Origin of the sequence: Mucilaginibacter sp. (assembly GCF_025359345.1) — a bacterium.
Lineage (GTDB): Bacteria > Bacteroidota > Bacteroidia > Sphingobacteriales > Sphingobacteriaceae > Mucilaginibacter.
The window spans coordinates 1-17,373 of the sequence record NZ_JANYGQ010000026.1 but is presented as its reverse complement, the minus strand read 5'-3'; the positions used below and the strand labels follow the sequence as shown (position 1 = coordinate 17,373).

Sequence of the window (17,373 nt, the reverse complement as noted above, 5' to 3'; positions counted from 1 at the left end):
ATATGAGAAAGCTAATATTGGTTTTGTTATGTTTTGTATGGGTTGGCAGTGCTGCGCAAACAGGAAATATTGTTATCCCAGCTGGCCACGCGCTTAAGGTGGAAAAGGTTTTGCTGGACAAGCAAGGCAAATATTTGTATACAGTTGAAGATACAAAGGCCATTATGTGGGATGCAAAAACACATGAGCAACTGTACACTTTCCCAATAGGAGCGGAAAAGATCACCGACATTTCGTTAAGTAACGATGGCACCAAACTGGCTGTGGGTTGTAAATCGTACCTTGTTTGTTTTTCGACTGTGACAGGTAAAAAGCTTTTCGAAGGCCGGCAACATTATTACGGCTTTTCCGCCAAATTCTCGGCAGACGACAGCGAAATATATACCAATTACGACGGTGTTATTGCAATAAATGTGGCCACCCAAACCGAAAGGGTAATTTATAAAAGCAACCGGGCAACCCTTGAAAATTCCGTTGAGGTGCTCGACGCATCGCACATTGTAATGTACGACGAACTGGGCTGGCAGGCATTTAACACAGCAACAAAAACAGTAGATTATGAATACAAGGTGGATAAAAATGCTTTCAGGCACACTTACCTGCCAAATATCCATGCGATGGCCTATAATTCCGTATTCGACCAGGTAACCTTCAGGGATGTTTATACCGGCAAGGTTTTGGGTACACTGCCCATCAAAAGAAACGAGTACACGCTCATCCCGTCGGCAGATAATAAGCAGTTTATTATGGACAAGGGCGAGTTTGAAGGAAAAACGTATACTGTTTACAACGGCGCTACTTTTTTACCGGTAAACCAGCTGCGCCAGGCACAAAGCATTGATGCCGGTTATTTTATGGGAGCATCGCACACGCTTATCAGCTCGCACTATTCTGATGTTTATATTGTAAATACAACCACTGGTAAAACCGGCGCCAACTTCAAAAGGCAGGTAGCCGATTTGGGGATGGATGTGTTTAACTCGCTTGAATATGATTACAAAACGGGCGTGCTCAATTTAATTACCGACGATACCGTTTATAAAAGCGTGAACCTGGTTAAGTTAAAACCAACGCGCCATAAACCATTGCCAATTAACGGAGACATAACAACTTTTAGCGTCACCGGTGATACCCTTGCCGCATTTAATTATCATAAAGCTTATATAAAAAACCTGGTAACCGGCAAACTTTTGCTGCCTCCCCTTAAATTGGTTGAGGAGGCTTCCACAAACCAAATGAAAGGCTTCTTTTTTAGTAAAGATAATGCGCAGGTTTACTTTACCACGTTCAGCATTCCCAGACAGCTAAACACGCTAAACCGCATAAACCTAAAAACCGGTGTTATAACAAAAGTACTCAGCTACCGCAGCCTGAGTGGCGCTGTTGTACACCCGGATAAAGCTTTGATGGCAGGCATTGACGGAGTTGCAGGAGAACAACATGCTAAAGTTTGGAACATAACAGATGGTACTGTTTTGTTTGATAAGGAGATAGGTAAAGACCGCTGCGATTATATTGCATTATCAAACGATAAAAAAAGTGTACTACTTGTTCATAACAATTCCACGGAGTTGTATAACCTGGGTACGGGTAATCTGCTGTCAAAATCTGTTCAGTACTCCTCCATCGGGCAATTTGGCATTTACAAATGCACACCAGACCTATCAATATTATTTAAGTGCGAATACAATGGCAACGTAACAGCTATCAATTTAAGAGGCGAGGTTTTGTACACGATAAAGGCGCATACCTCATCTATTCGCGATGCGTTGTTTACACCCGACGGATCAATTATGTACACTGTATCAACCGACCAAACCATTAAGGTATGGCAACCGGCTACCGGGAAGATGCTGGGTACCATATTTTTATTTAATGATGGTAACGACTTCGTTTTTTTAGACCAATACGGCCGCTTTGACGGAACTGATGGCGGCATAAAACGAATGTATTATTACCGCAACCGCATAAAGGTTAACCTGGATGTTGTTTATGAAAAATTTTACACACCAAACTTGTACCAACGGCTGGTTAATGGCGAACAATTCCCGCCGATAGACATGATCATTAACCCGCAACCCAGTGCGAGGATAAGCTACGCACAGGTTACCCGCAACCTTGATGTGGTGGATGATAAAAACCCGGCTTATAAAAACACAACCGGCGTTGCCGAAATTACAGTAAATGCATCTGCCGAAAATGATAAGATCGATGAGATCCGCCTGTTTCATAACGGAAAGATCATTAACCTGGCAACACGCGGACTTTTCGTTACCGATAACACCACCGGCACCGATACAAAAAAATACACGCTTAACCTGTTGCCGGGCGTAAATAACATCCGGGCAGTTGCATTGAACGGTCAGCGCACTGAAAGCGAGCCGGATGAAATAACCGTAACCTATAACACCGGCGGGCAGGCCAATGTGCCTGCGCCGGTTAACAAAAGCGGCGGTATAATTGATGCTGTTGACCGGAATGCCACCATGCATCTGGTAGTTGTGGGCATCAATGCCTATAAAAACCCAAAAATGAGCCTCAATTATGCACTGGCAGATGCTACCGCATTTAAGGATGCCGCCGAACTGGATGCAAAAACCATCATAACCAGTGTAAAAACTTATTTCGTTACCGATGACAAAGCCGATAAAAACGGCATTATAGCCGCCTTTACCGAAGTTCAAAAAAATGCCAAACCACAGGATGTGTTCGTGTTTTACTATGCAGGACACGGGGTTATCAGCGAAAAAAATAAAGAGTTTTATCTCGTCCCCAATGATGTTACCGATTTGAAGAACGTTGATGAAGCACTGGAACAACACGGCATCCCATCAAAAATGCTGCAACACTACGCCATTGATATAGCGGCCCAAAAACAGGTATTTATACTGGATGCCTGCCAAAGCGCCGGGGCGTTTGCAACGCTGTTACGCAACGATGGCGACCAGCAAAAAAGCCTGGCGACCGTAGCACGCAGCACAGGTACGCATTGGACAGCGGCCAGCGGCAGTCAGCAGTTTGCCAACGAATTTTCGCAATTGGGGCATGGCGCTTTCACCTATGTGTTGTTAAAAGCCATGAAGGGCGAAGCAGCCAGCAATAAAATGGTAACCATAAACGGGCTGAAAAATTTTTTACAGGTGCAGGTGCCCGATCTGATGAAGAAATATAATGGCACACCGCAATACCCATCCAGTTATGGCTTGGGGAACGATTTCCCGGTAGGGGTAATAAAATAAATACGAGGTATAATGAAATTAATATTCACTTTTTTACTGGCGATTATCATATCCAATGCAGTAGCCCAAAAGCTGGAACTGCGTATCCCCATTGCCCACACCGGGTATGTGCAAGCGGTGGCTATATCGCCCGATGATAAATACATCGCCACCGGCGCGTCAGACAAATCAGTTAAAATTTGGAGTATAGCTAACGGTATGCAGTTAAAAACACTACAGCTAAGTGATGATGTGCAGGGCCAGCTAAAGTTTTCGGCAGATAAACGCCACCTCACCGTGCGTATGGAAAGCGGATGGGAGTACTGGGATATGCTTGCCGGAAAAATGGAGTACGAGTTTTTGAGAGCCAAAATGAAAGGTGACTATAAAATAGGCATCATTATATCAACCGACGGAACCATGGCTGCCGTAGTTAGCGCCGGAACAATTATGATACGCAATACTGCCGACGGAACGCTTTTGAAAACCATTAATTGGAAAGCGCCTGACCCGGATGGTTCATTTAATATTAACAATATCAAATTCAACAAAAAATATATCGCTATAGTAGAAGGTGGAAAACTGCTGGTTTATAATATAGACAATAGTGCTGCCCTGCAATTTGAACAACCCGACGCCCAGCCCGACCAAATTGGCCTTGCGCCAGACAATAACGAGCTTTATGTTAACGGCAAAACCAAACTTTACAAAGTAAACCTTGATACTCGTTTGGTAACGGTGCTAGAGGAAAAAACCATAACTGTAGATGCTGTTAGCTTTTCGAACAATGGCAAATATGTATTAATGTCGCCCCGCCGGGTGATTGACAGGGCAACTAACCAGGAGTTGCATTACTTTTTTGAAATGGACTACAATGTTATTGTAGCTGCCAGCGAAAAATACTTTGTGTTTTTCGACCGCGAAACCAGTGATGGGCATCTATATGCTATGGAAAATTTTGAAAAGTTACGGGATTTAAAAAATGAAACTGCGCGGCTGCAGCTGATGACTGTAAACACCAAAACAAATCAGCTTATTTTTACTACCGCAGCAAACGAAGCACGTTTTTGGAACATCGGCAGCTACAGGTTTGAAAAAACAATTCCCTTTGCCACCAAAGAAGGCTCAAACCGTTACAGTTCTGCCTTTGGCGACCAGGGCGATTATTATCTGTCGGGTAATTTCTCGCAGCAAACAGTTGTTAATATCAACACCGGCAGTGTATTGACTACCTCGGACAAAGGAGTAAAAAGCATATCGCCTGATGGCACCATAGGCTTTATAGAAAAAGCAGGCGCCGGCAACATTATTAATTTAACCAGCGGGACCGTAATTAAAACTATCGGCCTAACCTACCCAAGGTATTTTGCCTCGCCTGATAATCAAACAGTTGTTTATCAGCACTACCCTGATGCGCGTGTAAATATTTATAACTACCGGGCCAATACCGAAATAACCGCAGAAGTGCAGGTTGGCGACTACCCGATTTTCAACAGTGCCGGCAATAAGCTATACAGTGTTAATGTTTTGCACGACCAGGGCCCGCAATCGCCAAGCTTAATAACCACCTCGGTAAGCACCGGGCGTCAACTTGCAAAAATACCGCTGCTTGAAATTAGTGGTATGCGGGTGAACAAATTTGCCATTTCGCCCGATGAAAAATACGTCGCAGTATCGTATCGCACCCGTGGCGACTACTACATGAGCAAAAATAATATGCTGATTGTTTATGAATTTGCCACCGGCAAAGAAGTTAGCCGCGCCGGGGACATTTTGGGTGCAGATGAAATATCATTTTTAGGGAATAATTACCTGGTTGCCTTAATGAGCGAGATAACCAACATGGTGCAGATATACGATGGAGTAACGGCCAGGCATTTAGTGGACCTTGCCCATTTTAAAGGCCTTAACGATTGGATTGCCGTTACTCCCGACGGCCTGTATGACGGCAATATGGAGAGCCTCAAAAAATTTTACTTCGTGCGCGGTAACGAGTTTGTTGACCCCGGCGCTTACTTCGAAAAGTTTTACACGCCTAACCTGTTTGCCCGCATAGTTGCCGGCGAAAAATTTGCTCCCGTGGATGTAAATATCAAAGCGGTGCCAAAAGTGAAGATTAGCTACAAACAGATTTACCGCAATTTGAACGTGGTTGATGATAAAGTACCAGCCTACACCAACACCACCGGCATTGCCGAGATTACCGTAAATGCATCTGCAGAAAATGATAAAATTGATGAGATACGCCTTTTTCATAATGGTAAAATTGTAAATCTTGCCACCCGCGGATTGTTTGTTACTGATAATACCACCGGCACCGATAGCAAAAAATATACGTTAAACTTATTGCCGGGGGTAAACAATATCCGCGCAGTTGCGCTTAACAGCCAGCGCACAGAGAGTGTGCCAGACGAAATAGCCATACGTTATGACAACGGCACAGCGCAAGCCAACACACCAGCCAAACCTGCCGCAAATAATTTAAACACTTTTATTGCCGGGATTGATAAGGACGCCACTGTGCATTTAATTGTGGTTGGCATCAATCAATATAAAAACCCAAAAATGAGCCTCAACTACGCCCTGGCCGATGCAACAGCATTTAAAGAAGAGGCCGAACGCGATGCAGCCACATTTACGGCCAATATTAAAACTTATTTTATTACTGATGACAAGGCGGACAAAGCCGGTATTTTACAGGCATTTAAAACGGTGCAGCAAAACGCCAAACCACAGGATGTGCTTATTTTTTACTATGCAGGCCACGGCGTTATCAGCGACAAAAATAAAGAGTTTTACCTGGTACCGACCGATGTTGCCGACTTAAAAAATGTAGATGAAGCATTGGCGGAGCATGGCATCCCATCCAAATTATTGCAGCAATATGCCATCGATATATCCGCGCAGAAACAGGTGTTTATATTGGATGCCTGCCAAAGCGCCGGCGCTTTTGCCGCGCTGATGACCAACGATGCCGGCAAGCTGAAAAGCCTGGCGCTGGTTGCCCGCAGTACAGGCACGCATTGGATAGCCGCCAGTGGCAGCCAACAGTTTGCCAACGAGTTTTCGCAATTGGGGCATGGGGCGTTTACGTATGTACTGTTAAAAGCCATGAAGGGTGAGGCGACCAGCAATAAGATGGTTACGGTAAATGGCCTCAAAAACTATTTACAAGTACAGGTTCCCGATTTGATGAAGAAATATAATGGTACGCCGCAGTATCCGGCCAGCTATGGTTTTGGGAGCGATTTCCCGGTGCAGATTGTGAAATAAACTTTAATTATTTTTTTACGCCAGGTGCATAACTGCATACAAAGCCGTAGCCGAAATAGCAATCCATAATACCACTCCTTGCAAAAAAGGTTTAAAGCCCACAGCCCATAATACAGTTCGTGATAAGCCTGCGCCAATTAAAAACAATGTAAGCGTTAACCCCGCTTTTGCAATCGCAATTAAATAGGGGCTTATAGCTGAGATTTCCGGAAGGTAAGTATTGGCTATCATCGCCAGAATAAACAGCCCGATAAAATAGGGTATTTTGATTTTTTTAGATCGGTTTTTTAAGAACCCGGATGCAATAAAAGTTACCGGGATTATCCATAACGCACGGGCCAGTTTAACAGTTGTGGCAACTTCCAGCGCGTGGGCGCCATACTTGCCTGCCGCACCAACCACCGAACTGGTATCGTGTATGGCAATGGCGCACCAGAGCCCGAACTGCGTTTGCGACAGGTTGAAGTAATGCCCGATAGCCGGGAACACAAACAGCGCGATAGAGTTAAGTACAAACACGCACCCTAAAGCAACCGAAATTTGTTTTTCTTCGGCCTTTATTACAGGTGAAATTGCCGCAATAGCGCTCCCGCCACAAATAGCAGTTCCGGAGGAAATAAGGAAGGAGGTTTTCTTTTCGATGTTGAGCCATTTACCCATAAAGTAACCAAATATCAATGTGGCTGTTATTGAACCCACGGTAAATAAAATACCTTGTTTACCGGCCTGGAGGGCACTATGCACGTTCATGCCAAAACCCAAACCAACAACCGAAACCTGGAGCAGTATATGAGTTGCTTTATGATTAAGGTGCAGATATGGATGACCGATTAATTGCGCTATTACCAGGCCCGCCAGCAGAGCTAATGCTGGGCTGGCGAAAGGCGTAAGGCAAAATGCCACGCAGATGATAAATATCACCTTTTTTGTAGGAACGTTGATATTGATTAACGACCGGGAGTTTGCAGCCGGCTGTAGTACTTGCATAACTATAAATTATTTATTGATGCAAGTATCGGTAGCATTCTAATGTATTTTATATCATAAAGAGGAATACTCGATAACTTAAAGTAATGACAAACCGTACTCTATGTGTGTTTAGTCACTACATTTGAAATGAAACAAATGGTTCTTCGTCACATTTTCAATATAAGTAATACTTGTGTAATGATTTACCAAACAAGCTTCAATTACATTAACAGCGGTTAGATTTGAAAAACAAAACCAACCAATGAAAACCGGGGGTTTAGGCAAACATTCCTGCTCTATGAAGGACTAAAAAATGGCTAAAGTAAAATTTCCGGCATCGGCCTTTAAATTTATTAACGAATTAAAAGCAAGTAACGACCGCAATTGGTTTGCGGCTAATAAACCTACATACCTAGAAGAGCAGGCCCGGGTAGCTGCTTTTGCCGACCGCATGCTGCGCGAGCTAAACCTGCACGATGTTATTGAAACTGCCGGCGGGGCAAAAAGCATGTACCGCATTTACCGCGATGTTCGTTTCTCTAAGGATAAAACCCCTTTCAGCACTTATTGGGGCGGGCGTTTTAAACGGGCGGGCAAGCAAAGACGCGGGGGATATTATTACCATTTTGAACCCGGCGATAAAAGCTTTGTAATGGCCGGTTTTTGGGGACCAAACACGCAGGATATCAAATTAGTGCGTGATGATATTGCATTTGATCCGGCACCATTGCGGGCCATTCTTAGTAACGAAACTTTTGTAAACACTTTTGGTGCTCTGCAGGGTGAACAATTAAAAACACAACCTAAGGGTTATGACGGCTCGCACGAGGCCGTCGACTTATTGCGCTTTAAACAATACCTGGTAATGCGCCGGTTTACCGACGAGGAAGTTTTGAGCGATAATTTTATCGATTTGATAAACGAGGCCTTTAAAAATACGCGGCCTTTTCTCGATTACATGAGCGAAGTGCTAATGACTGATATCAACGGAATATTAATCTGAATTATAAAACACATGTCTGAAAAATTGATTATCACCCAATGCCTTGCGGCCTGGGAACAGCGCGTTGCGCAGGCCACCAAATTATTTGATTCGTTGAGCGAATGGGCAATGGACGAGGAGATTGCTCCCGGCCGCAATAAAGTTGTGTATGTAATAGGCCATTTATTGGCTGTGCACGACAGGATGGTGGAAGCCCTGGAACTGGGCGAACGCTCGCACGCTGACCTTGACCATCTTTTCATCGACGCCCAGCAGCCTGATGCTGTGTATCCTGAAACAGCATGGTTAAAGGAAAGCTGGGATAAGCTGCACCAATTCCTCAATGAAAAATTCAACCAAATGACAGTTGAAGAGTGGCTTTCCAGGCATACTTATGTTACCGTCGAAGAATTTGCTACCCAACCCGAAAGGAATAAATTGAATTTATTGATAAGCCGCACCAATCATTTAAGCTCACATAACGGTCAATTGTTGTTGGTGAAAAGGTAATAGCGAGTAGGTAAAAAGCCCGGGGATGTGAGATTCCATCCACGGGCTTTTTAAGAATTCTTCGCCGGTTAAAGGGCATTCACCTCCGCCTCAAACTTGCTATCCGCCAAAAACTTTTTATAATCCTGTATGTGCAGCATATTATAAACGGCTTGTTTTTTATTTTTTGCGTGGCTGTAATAGGCCTTGCAAATTCGGTAACCAACCCAATAACCCAAGTCGGCGGGGTGGTCGGGGCGGTCATCGTCACCGTTGCCTATCCAATTTTGCTTCCGGTCAAGATACATCTCCTTTGCAAAATCGGCCCAAATTTTCTTTTCCTTACCTTTTGCAAATTCCACCAACCTGTCGTTGGTTTGTTTGCCCGAAATCAGTTCGCCCATAAAGTCGGCCATTCCCTCAATTACAGCCTCGCGCAGCAGTGTAGTGTCAGACGCCATGCTGTTTTGCTGGTAGTGGATTAGCTCATGCGCTACAATATGCACCAGGCCTTTCAGCGGATTCAGGTAATGCAACTGCCAGCTTTTTATTTCAGACAAATCGGTAGTGCTGGTTTTTGCCGATTGATCGGCGGCAAGAATAAGGCCGTTACCTGTAGAAGTCCCGGCCGAATTTAACTTCCCTATCACAAAATAAATATCAGGGAAAATGGCATCAGGGTATAGTTTTTTAAACGCTACGTAGCTATTAATATAATCCTGCTTGTAAGTTGCAGCTTTAAAAGTATTGGGACGGATACTGGTGTAAAACTTTTTCATCCCGTTATGATCCCGCGTAAACGAATACAGGTTGTGCCCCATCTTGTTTACATAGTAATCAAGCAATGCCACAGTGCCTTTATCAAAATAATATTTTTTATAGATGCTTTCAGCATGAGCGGTATCAGCAGCAACTTTGTCAAATGCTGCCCAAAAGTTTTTAACATCGCTATCAATAATTTTTGCTTTCCGCGGATTGGTTGAGTAGGCCGGCTTAATACTACGGATAACCTTCTTCCAGTGCTCGCTTTGCTTCATAAAGTCAAAATCGTCATCGGCTTTTAGCATGGGGATATCATTAAACCCGTATTTACCAATACCCAGTTCCAAAAGTTTAAAGCTGTTACTACTATCCTTGCCACCAGCATAAGCGCTGGCGGCATAAAAATAAATAGTGCTTTTGCTGATTTTATTATCAGCGGCTTCCGCGGCTTTTGTCCATATTTCGGCGGTTTTTATATAGTCGTGTCTTTTATAAAATACGTTCCCAGCTTGCAATAAGCTGTCGGATTTTGATTGTGAAAACGATGCGGCTGTTTTTAACAGGATAACGGTTATCAGTAAAATTTTTCGCATAGGTAAGGTTGGATGTTTAATAGTTAACGGGCAAAATAATCTCTGTAAAATATTAAATCTTAGTAATACTTACCCTTCAATTGGAAAAATTTTTTGAATGTTCGTTTAAAAAACCCATATTTAGGCACTAATACTAAACCCATACCACCGCTGAAAAAGTTAGTAGCCATATTATTCCTCAGTATTTACCTCGTAAGTTTATGTGGGCAATTGGCTGTATATCAATATTTAAGCTACCGCACGGCCAAATTTTTCAAGACCCAAACAAGCGAAGGGCTATATAACGTTAGCGACCTTACCGAAATAAAGATTCCGGCAAATATGCCCAATGTATCTGAATGGGCGGGCTACGAAAAAGTGAGCGGCAGCATACATTTCGCCAATGCAGCTTACAATTATGTAGAAATGCGGGTAACACACGATGCCGTTTATCTTAAATGTATTCCTAACTACGAGACTACCCGTTTATCCAAAGAGAATGTAATACATGCTGAAAACATCGATATGCAGATCCCTAAAAAGGAGCATGTTCCTTACGGCAAAACTACAATTGCTTATAATTTAAGTTTTACCTTTATAAAGTATCAGTTTAAAGCACCATTTAACGGAATGGCAAAAAAAGCCATTCAGCCGGTGTTACCAACAACCTGCCAAAGTCTCGACATCCCCGAGCAGCCACCCAAGTCTGTTTGTTAAATTTTCTGTTTATCAAATCCGTCACTTAATAATTGAGCGCTGTTTTTATAGCGTCCATTATTATTATGTAGTATGTGCCTTTGATACCCGGGAAAAACACTCCTTTCCCACTGCTAATATTTATGCTGATGATAGTATCATCTTGCCATTTATATCAATGCAGCTAAATACAAACATCCACGAACCTATTATTCTGATTTTAAATGACTACTAAAATAAAAATTGGCGGGGCTGCAGTTTTACTGCTCCTTGCTATCATAATCACTTCCTATTACCGTCCTGCGTCAACGCATCAGCAGATGATTGAGATACTTACGGGTCTTAGAAACAAAAATTCCACCATCGAAAATCCCTTTAGCCCGGAGGTGAAATTTAAGTACGTTGATTCACTGCTGAAAATGCCCGGCAATGAAAATAGTCTTTTCCTGCTTAACGCACGTGCATCTCTCGCCCTTAAAGTCGGCAAAGAGGACCAGGCAGTGCAGGACTATGAAAATATTGCCAGCAAAGAGGATTTCATGAACCTTAGCGCCCTAATGCCCGACATTAGTATTGCTTATATGCGCATGGGCGAGCGGAACAATTGCATGCTCAACCACAACGGCTCATCGTGCATTTTCCCTATAAAAGACGGCGGGGTGCACTTAAACAAAACCGGATCGACTAAGGCCATTGAAACCTACGAGACAATATTACGCACCAACCCGGAGGACTATGAATCAAGGTGGTTGCTAAACGTAGCGTTTATGACACTTGGGAAATACCCCAACGATGTACCCAAAGAATTTCTCATCCCCGGACTTGATAAAGGCAATGCATTTGATGTAAAACCTTTTACCGATATGGCTGCCGACCTGGGTTTGAATATGAACGGCAGGGCCGGCGGTGTTATAGTTGACGATTTTAATAATGACGGCTACCTTGACATTGTAAGCTCGGCATGGGACCTAAGCGACCCGATACAATATTTCCAAAACAACAAAGACGGAACCTTTAGCGATTTAACTGCGCAAAGCGGGCTAAAGGGCATAACCGGTGGATTAAACATTCAGCAAACCGACTACAACAATGATGGCAACCTCGACATTTTTGTTTTAAGGGGAGCCTGGAACACCCAGGGATTCGGCAATCAGCCCAGTTCGCTGCTGCGTAACAACGGTGATGGCACCTTTACTGATGTCACCCTATCAGCGGGCTTATACTTCTTACACCCAACACAGGCCGCGGTATGGGCCGACTTTAACAACGATGGCTGGCTCGACGTATTTATCGGGGCTGAAGACTCCAGTGAATATGACGCAGGAGGGTCGCAAAGGTGCATGCTGTATATCAACAATCATGATGGAACCTTTACCGATATTGCCGAAAAGGCGCATTGCAATATGATGGCTTTTGTAAAGGGCGTAACCTCTGCCGACTTTGACCATGACGGCTGGCCCGATGTATTTCTTTCTACGATGAATGGTCAGAAATACTTACTGCGAAACAAAGGTATAAAAGGCGACGGTGTCGACTTTGAAGATGTTACCGAAAAGGCCGGGATTGCTTCAAACCACGCAAGAACTTTTACCACCTGGTTTTATGACTACGATAACGATGGATGGAGCGACGTATTGGTTTGCGATTATAACTTCAGGTCGAAAAGCCTTGCTTATTATGCAGGGGCCGAAGGCATGGGCAAACCGGTTCCGGATGCCGGCACTATTTACCTGTACCACAATAACCAGAATGGCACTTTTACCAATGTAAGTAAAGAAGCTGGTCTTGATAAAGTAACGTTTAGTATGGGCGCTAATTTTGGTGACATTGACAATGACGGTTACCTGGATATGTATTTTGGAACGGGTAATCCTGACTTTAAGTCGCTGGTACCTAATAAAATGTTTAAGAACCTGGGCGGTAAGAAATTTGCTGATGTAACCGTGTCCTCCCGCACCGGCAACCTTCAAAAAGGTCACGGTGTCGCCTTCGCCGATATCAGGAACACAGGTATCCAGGATATTTATATCAAAATGGGCGGCGCTTATATAGGCGATTCGTACACCAGTTCGCTTTACGTTAATCCCGGTCAAAGTAACAACAATTGGATAAGCCTTAACCTTGAAGGCGTTAAGGCCAACCGGGTCGCCATCGGCAGTCATATTAAACTAAGTTTTGTTGATAACGGCGTAAAACGGAATGTTTACAAAGACGTTAACTCAGGCGGAAGTTTTGGCTCATCGCCTTTGCGGCAGGAAATTGGGATAGGCCAGGCTAAGGTAATTGACGATATTGAAATACAATGGGCCGGCGATAATGCGGTGCAGCATTTTAAAAACGTTAAGCCAAACCAGTTTTTGCATCTAACCGAGGGCAATAACATTGTCGAAGTAATCCATTTAAAAAAGTTGGCTTATAAAAAACTGGCCAAGCCGCCTGTTTGTATGCCAATGATTAGTCAGGTGAAATAGTACTGCTGTATCATAATATACTACCCCTAAACTTTATTGAACTGAGGGTTAAGGCAAACAAAACCTTAACCCCTTTATTTTGTTAAAAAAAGATACTATATTTATAATAATATATAAACTCTTAACCTATAAAGGAATGAAAAAACTTCTGTTAATATGCGGCTTGTTTATCGGTATGACAACTGCCCTTATTGCTCAACCCAAAAAAGTGGTTACCGATCCGGTAGAAAAGGCTAAAGGCTTACAAAAAGAGTTGAACCTTTCGGCCAGGCAAACTGAAAAGGTTACCGATATTTACAAGGAGTCGGTTGAGAAATTTGATAAAATCAAGGTAAAAGAAAATGGCAATACCAATAAAATGTTGGCAGATGTAAGGCCATTGCGTGCTGCCACCATCAAAAAAATAAAAAGCGTATTAACTCCGGAGCAGGTTATTAAATATCAAAAGTTGATAAAAGATTCGCAAAGCCAGGGCCTTAACGGCGGCTGGAGCGATGGCTGGAGCTCTGCATCGAACTAAAAAGAAAAAGTATAAAACAGGAAAAGCGGCCACTAAGCCGCTTTTCCTGTTTTATTAAAACTTAAGAATTATATTAGTCCAACACCCCAAATTTGCCCGACTGAAATTCCTGGAATGCAACCTGAAGCTCCTGGTGCGTGTTCATTACGAACGGACCGTATTGAGCAATAGGCTCGTTAATAGGCTCGCCGCTCAGCAATAAAACTACGCTGGTTTCATCAGCAGTAATGGCAATTTCCTCGCCTTCGTTTTTAAACAACACAAAATCATGCTCATCCAAATTCTGGCCGTTAACAACCACTTTACCCTCCACAACCAGCAATACCGAGTTATGGGTTGCCGGGATATTCGCGCTCATTTTTCCGCCTTTGTTTAATTTAATATCAAACATGTTAACTGCAGTAAAAGTAGTAGCAGGGCCTTTGTTGCCATTAAAATCGCCGGCAATAATATTTACCGTACCGCCATTATCCGGCAACATAATTTTGCCCATTTCGGCAGCTGTTATAGGCTGATATTTGGGCGCGGTCAACTTATCTTTTGCGGGCAGGTTTACCCAAAGCTGCACCATCTCGAACGGACCGCCTTTTTTCGAAAAACTTTCCTCGTGGTATTCTTTGTGTAATATACCACCGCCGGCTGTCATCCACTGTACATCACCGGGGTTTATTACGCCGCTGTTGCCGGTGCTATCGTGGTGGGCCACACTGCCTTTATAGGCAATGGTAACGGTTTCAAAACCTTTATGCGGGTGCACATCTACCCCACGAATATGATCCGACGGGCCAAAATCATATTCGGCATTAAAGTCCATCATCAAAAATGGGCTGACCCGCTTTTGTGTCAATTCGGCATTAGGGAAATAATTAAATACCCTGAAACCGTCGCCAACCATACCCGGACGGGCAGGGCGGCTGTATATTTTTTCAATTTGCTTTTGCATTTTGCTCTCCTTGATAATTTATATACAAAGATACTCAGTGCTGCATTCCTAATACTTGATGTGGGTTAAGAAATCAGTGCCTATGTCCAGACTTTTTGTCCTATTTATAAAGTTTAAATTATTTTTCGCGGGGCTTAAAACTATTGACATATATTTATTAAGTAATAAATTACCGACTAATGGATGTTACAAAGATTGTTATAGATAGATTAAAGCATGAGGGCATTAATGCTACCTGCAACGAAAGCATGATAGTTTGGTATGACGATTTTAATGATGAATGCCATATATCTGAAGTTGACATTGATTATTCAAATGGAAAATTGGCATGGTTTCAATCAAACTATTGGGATAAACATTTACTTCGATTATTTTATAATAATGGCGAATATTTTAGCTGGGAGCCGATAACTAACGATAGTTGCGATTGCCATCTGATTGAATGGTATAATGATTATCTGGTATTTGTTTACCAGGAAAAGCATGATAATTATATCTGTGTTGTTAAAGATAAAGTTGTGACCTGCTTTAATTTCCACGGAGTGGAGATAACGAGAAAAAAAGATGTTTTCTATTATAGAGAGTATCGCCTCCAAAATTTAAATATACTTAAACGCATAAAGCTGCCTGAGCTTATTCAACTAGAATCAATTACAGTAGAGGAAGCGGCGAAAGACGGGATTGTTATTGCAAATATTGATTATCCAAACGATTTAAGACATAAGCAGTAACTGATGAATAATTATACGTTGCCCACACGATTCTTAAGCCAGTCCCAAAAGCACATGGCGTGAATTATTTAAAGAACCGTATGTTCGGCCCATATTGTAGCGCCGGGTTAAAACCCGGCGCTACAACGGAGATTGCAACGAATAAATCCTGCTTTGATATTCCCTGCTAAAGCTTTTTCAAATTCATTTGGTGAAAGCAATCATCCCCTCCTTTGCATAGTTTTATAAAGTCGGCGCCTCCATGGGGTGTTATCATAGTCGCGGGGTTCCACAGCCCAAAAATCCACATCTGCATCCAGGTAAGGCAATTGTCGGGGTATTTATTATCCATCCAATAGCGCATTACGCAGTTAGGGCTGCCCTTGTAAAAGTTGATATCGTTTGGCCCTGCATTGCTGGCATTGTGATGATGAATTCCTGTTGCATGCCCCAGTTCGTGCGAAACTGAATACGATACTATGTGCTTAATATTATCCGGAAGGTTCAGCGTTACTAACGGCGACGCATGGTTAGGGTCGATATTTACGTGAAATTCGGCGTTGGCTGCTGCTATATTGCTGAACATCCTTTGTTCAAATGGATCCGACATCCCTTCCGGATGGTCCGGCATAAACTCAGTGGGTTTAAATGGCACATCATTTATAATGTAGACGGTCCATAGATGCACCTCTTTAGTTTCCTCGGGCGATTGTCCGCCAAGATATCCAGCCCTGCTTAATGCAAATGTTGGAAAAGTGGTCGCAAGCGCTTTGGCAAATGCGGGATCGGTTGTGCGGTGATCGTCCGCGTAAATAACTACCCCATGGCTATGTTTCAAAGGGCTGTTATAATTTGTCCACCTGCCATAGTTGGCGCCGCTAACGCCCTCCTCGTGGTAACCATATTTCGAGTTTGTAAAATGATACACTTCCACATCCGACGCCCTGCCAAAACCCATTGCACCATCCTTTATTTCTTTTTTATAAGTTGAGCCATTAGCAGTAAGGTTTGCAAGGCCTATGGTTATTAGCTCCTTTTTTTGCGGCGAAAATCGTTTATATATGGGGTTATAGCTATCGTCTTCGGTTAAAAACCCGCGGTATTCATCTAATAAAGCTATGCCATCGCCAGGGTGCCCGTTATCGGGCTTTACGTCTTCATCCCAATCCAGTCCGTATCCTTTTCCAAATATATTTTCGTGCTTCTCCCAAATGTCGGCTATTTTATTCTCGTCCCTGTCAAAAGGTAAGGTGATAAATGTTTCTCCTTTATCGTAATAAGGGCTCGCGTCAAGCTCGCTTCCATCGTCCAGCGTTACCTTGGCCGTGAGCTTGGCCCAGGCGCCGTAATCCATCGTCGTTAACTGTACAATCGCCAAATTGCCATTATTAATCACCGATGTTGCTACACTGTCGGTGCACTTCGTGGGGTCAAAAGTGGCTATCGAAAAAAATCTTGTGCTGTCGCATATCTTTATATCCGCTTTTTCGTCGCCATCGTAAACCGGGTAATTACTATTAAAACCTTTGTAATGCGTAATATCCTTTAGCTCATAACGTACAGTAAAGTTGCCGGGGTATAGCTTATTGGGGTTGGTTTTGTCGTGCACCTCTACATAAAACTTTGCGCTGTCATCCCCTTTGGTATCATCGCTGCCGTCAACTTTCGGGCCTTTGGGCAGCCAGGTTTCATACTTGCTTTTGGGCATTGGCTTTAACACGGCCTCATACTGTTGCTCAGGCCCGCCAATGTCGGCCGTAAGGGTCTC

General features: G+C 43.3%; 12 protein-coding genes. 8 read left to right on the top strand and 4 right to left on the bottom strand.

Translation table 11 applies throughout. The features are described from left to right. Positions 1-2 precede the first annotated feature (2 nt). Together Q0R52_RS16560 and Q0R52_RS16555 are read left to right on the top strand one after the other, a co-directional pair. Complete coding sequence (locus tag Q0R52_RS16560) at positions 3-3,239, top strand: caspase family protein (RefSeq protein ID WP_295796235.1); 3,237 nt, start codon at positions 3-5, stop codon at positions 3,237-3,239. 12 nt (positions 3,240-3,251) lie between these two features. After that, entirely contained in the window at positions 3,252-6,491 is a 3,240-nt protein-coding gene (locus tag Q0R52_RS16555; RefSeq protein ID WP_295796234.1) for a caspase family protein, read from the top strand. A 15-nt stretch (positions 6,492-6,506) separates the two neighbouring features. Here the strand turns inward: Q0R52_RS16555 and Q0R52_RS16550 are convergent, their stop codons facing one another. Next, positions 6,507-7,478 (bottom strand): putative sulfate exporter family transporter, encoded by a 972-nt coding sequence (locus tag Q0R52_RS16550; RefSeq protein WP_295796233.1) that lies wholly within the window; start codon positions 7,476-7,478, stop codon positions 6,507-6,509. Between the two features lie 295 nt (positions 7,479-7,773). On the opposite strand from Q0R52_RS16550, the gene Q0R52_RS16545 reads away from it, so the two are divergent. Together Q0R52_RS16545 and Q0R52_RS16540 are read left to right on the top strand one after the other, a co-directional pair. Next, positions 7,774-8,463, top strand: coding sequence for a DUF2461 domain-containing protein (locus tag Q0R52_RS16545; RefSeq protein WP_295796232.1), 690 nt, complete (start codon positions 7,774-7,776; stop codon positions 8,461-8,463). A 12-nt stretch (positions 8,464-8,475) separates the two neighbouring features. After that, positions 8,476-8,952 (top strand): DinB family protein, encoded by a 477-nt coding sequence (locus Q0R52_RS16540; RefSeq protein ID WP_295796231.1) that lies wholly within the window; start codon positions 8,476-8,478, stop codon positions 8,950-8,952. A gap of 68 nt (positions 8,953-9,020) precedes the next feature. Here Q0R52_RS16540 and Q0R52_RS16535 read toward each other — a convergent pair whose 3' ends face one another. Next, on the bottom strand, positions 9,021-10,286 hold the full coding sequence (locus tag Q0R52_RS16535; protein ID WP_295796229.1) for a DUF2268 domain-containing putative Zn-dependent protease: 1,266 nt from the start codon (positions 10,284-10,286) through the stop codon (positions 9,021-9,023). A 93-nt stretch (positions 10,287-10,379) separates the two neighbouring features. Between Q0R52_RS16535 and Q0R52_RS16530 the strand changes: the two genes are divergently transcribed. The 3 genes from Q0R52_RS16530 to Q0R52_RS16520 all read left to right on the top strand — a co-directional run bounded on the left by Q0R52_RS16530 (position 10,380) and on the right by Q0R52_RS16520 (position 13,952). Beyond that, positions 10,380-10,982 carry a hypothetical protein gene (locus Q0R52_RS16530; RefSeq protein WP_295796226.1) on the top strand — a complete coding sequence of 201 codons (603 nt, stop codon included), beginning with the start codon at positions 10,380-10,382 and terminating at the stop codon, positions 10,980-10,982. A gap of 203 nt (positions 10,983-11,185) precedes the next feature. Beyond that, positions 11,186-13,432, top strand: coding sequence for a CRTAC1 family protein (locus tag Q0R52_RS16525; RefSeq protein WP_295796225.1), 2,247 nt, complete (start codon positions 11,186-11,188; stop codon positions 13,430-13,432). Positions 13,433-13,568: 136 nt separating this feature from the next. Then, on the top strand, positions 13,569-13,952 hold the full coding sequence (locus Q0R52_RS16520; protein ID WP_295796223.1) for a hypothetical protein: 384 nt from the start codon (positions 13,569-13,571) through the stop codon (positions 13,950-13,952). Positions 13,953-14,025: 73 nt separating this feature from the next. Here the strand turns inward: Q0R52_RS16520 and Q0R52_RS16515 are convergent, their stop codons facing one another. Continuing rightward, positions 14,026-14,895 (bottom strand): pirin family protein, encoded by an 870-nt coding sequence (locus Q0R52_RS16515; protein ID WP_295796222.1) that lies wholly within the window; start codon positions 14,893-14,895, stop codon positions 14,026-14,028. A gap of 179 nt (positions 14,896-15,074) precedes the next feature. On the opposite strand from Q0R52_RS16515, the gene Q0R52_RS16510 reads away from it, so the two are divergent. Further along, positions 15,075-15,626: a hypothetical protein gene (locus Q0R52_RS16510; RefSeq protein WP_295796220.1), complete on the top strand. Its 552-nt coding sequence runs from the start codon at positions 15,075-15,077 to the stop codon at positions 15,624-15,626. A 166-nt stretch (positions 15,627-15,792) separates the two neighbouring features. Here Q0R52_RS16510 and Q0R52_RS16505 read toward each other — a convergent pair. Further along, on the bottom strand, positions 15,793-17,373 hold a 1,581-nt coding region (locus Q0R52_RS16505), incomplete at its 5' end, for a hypothetical protein (protein ID WP_295796218.1).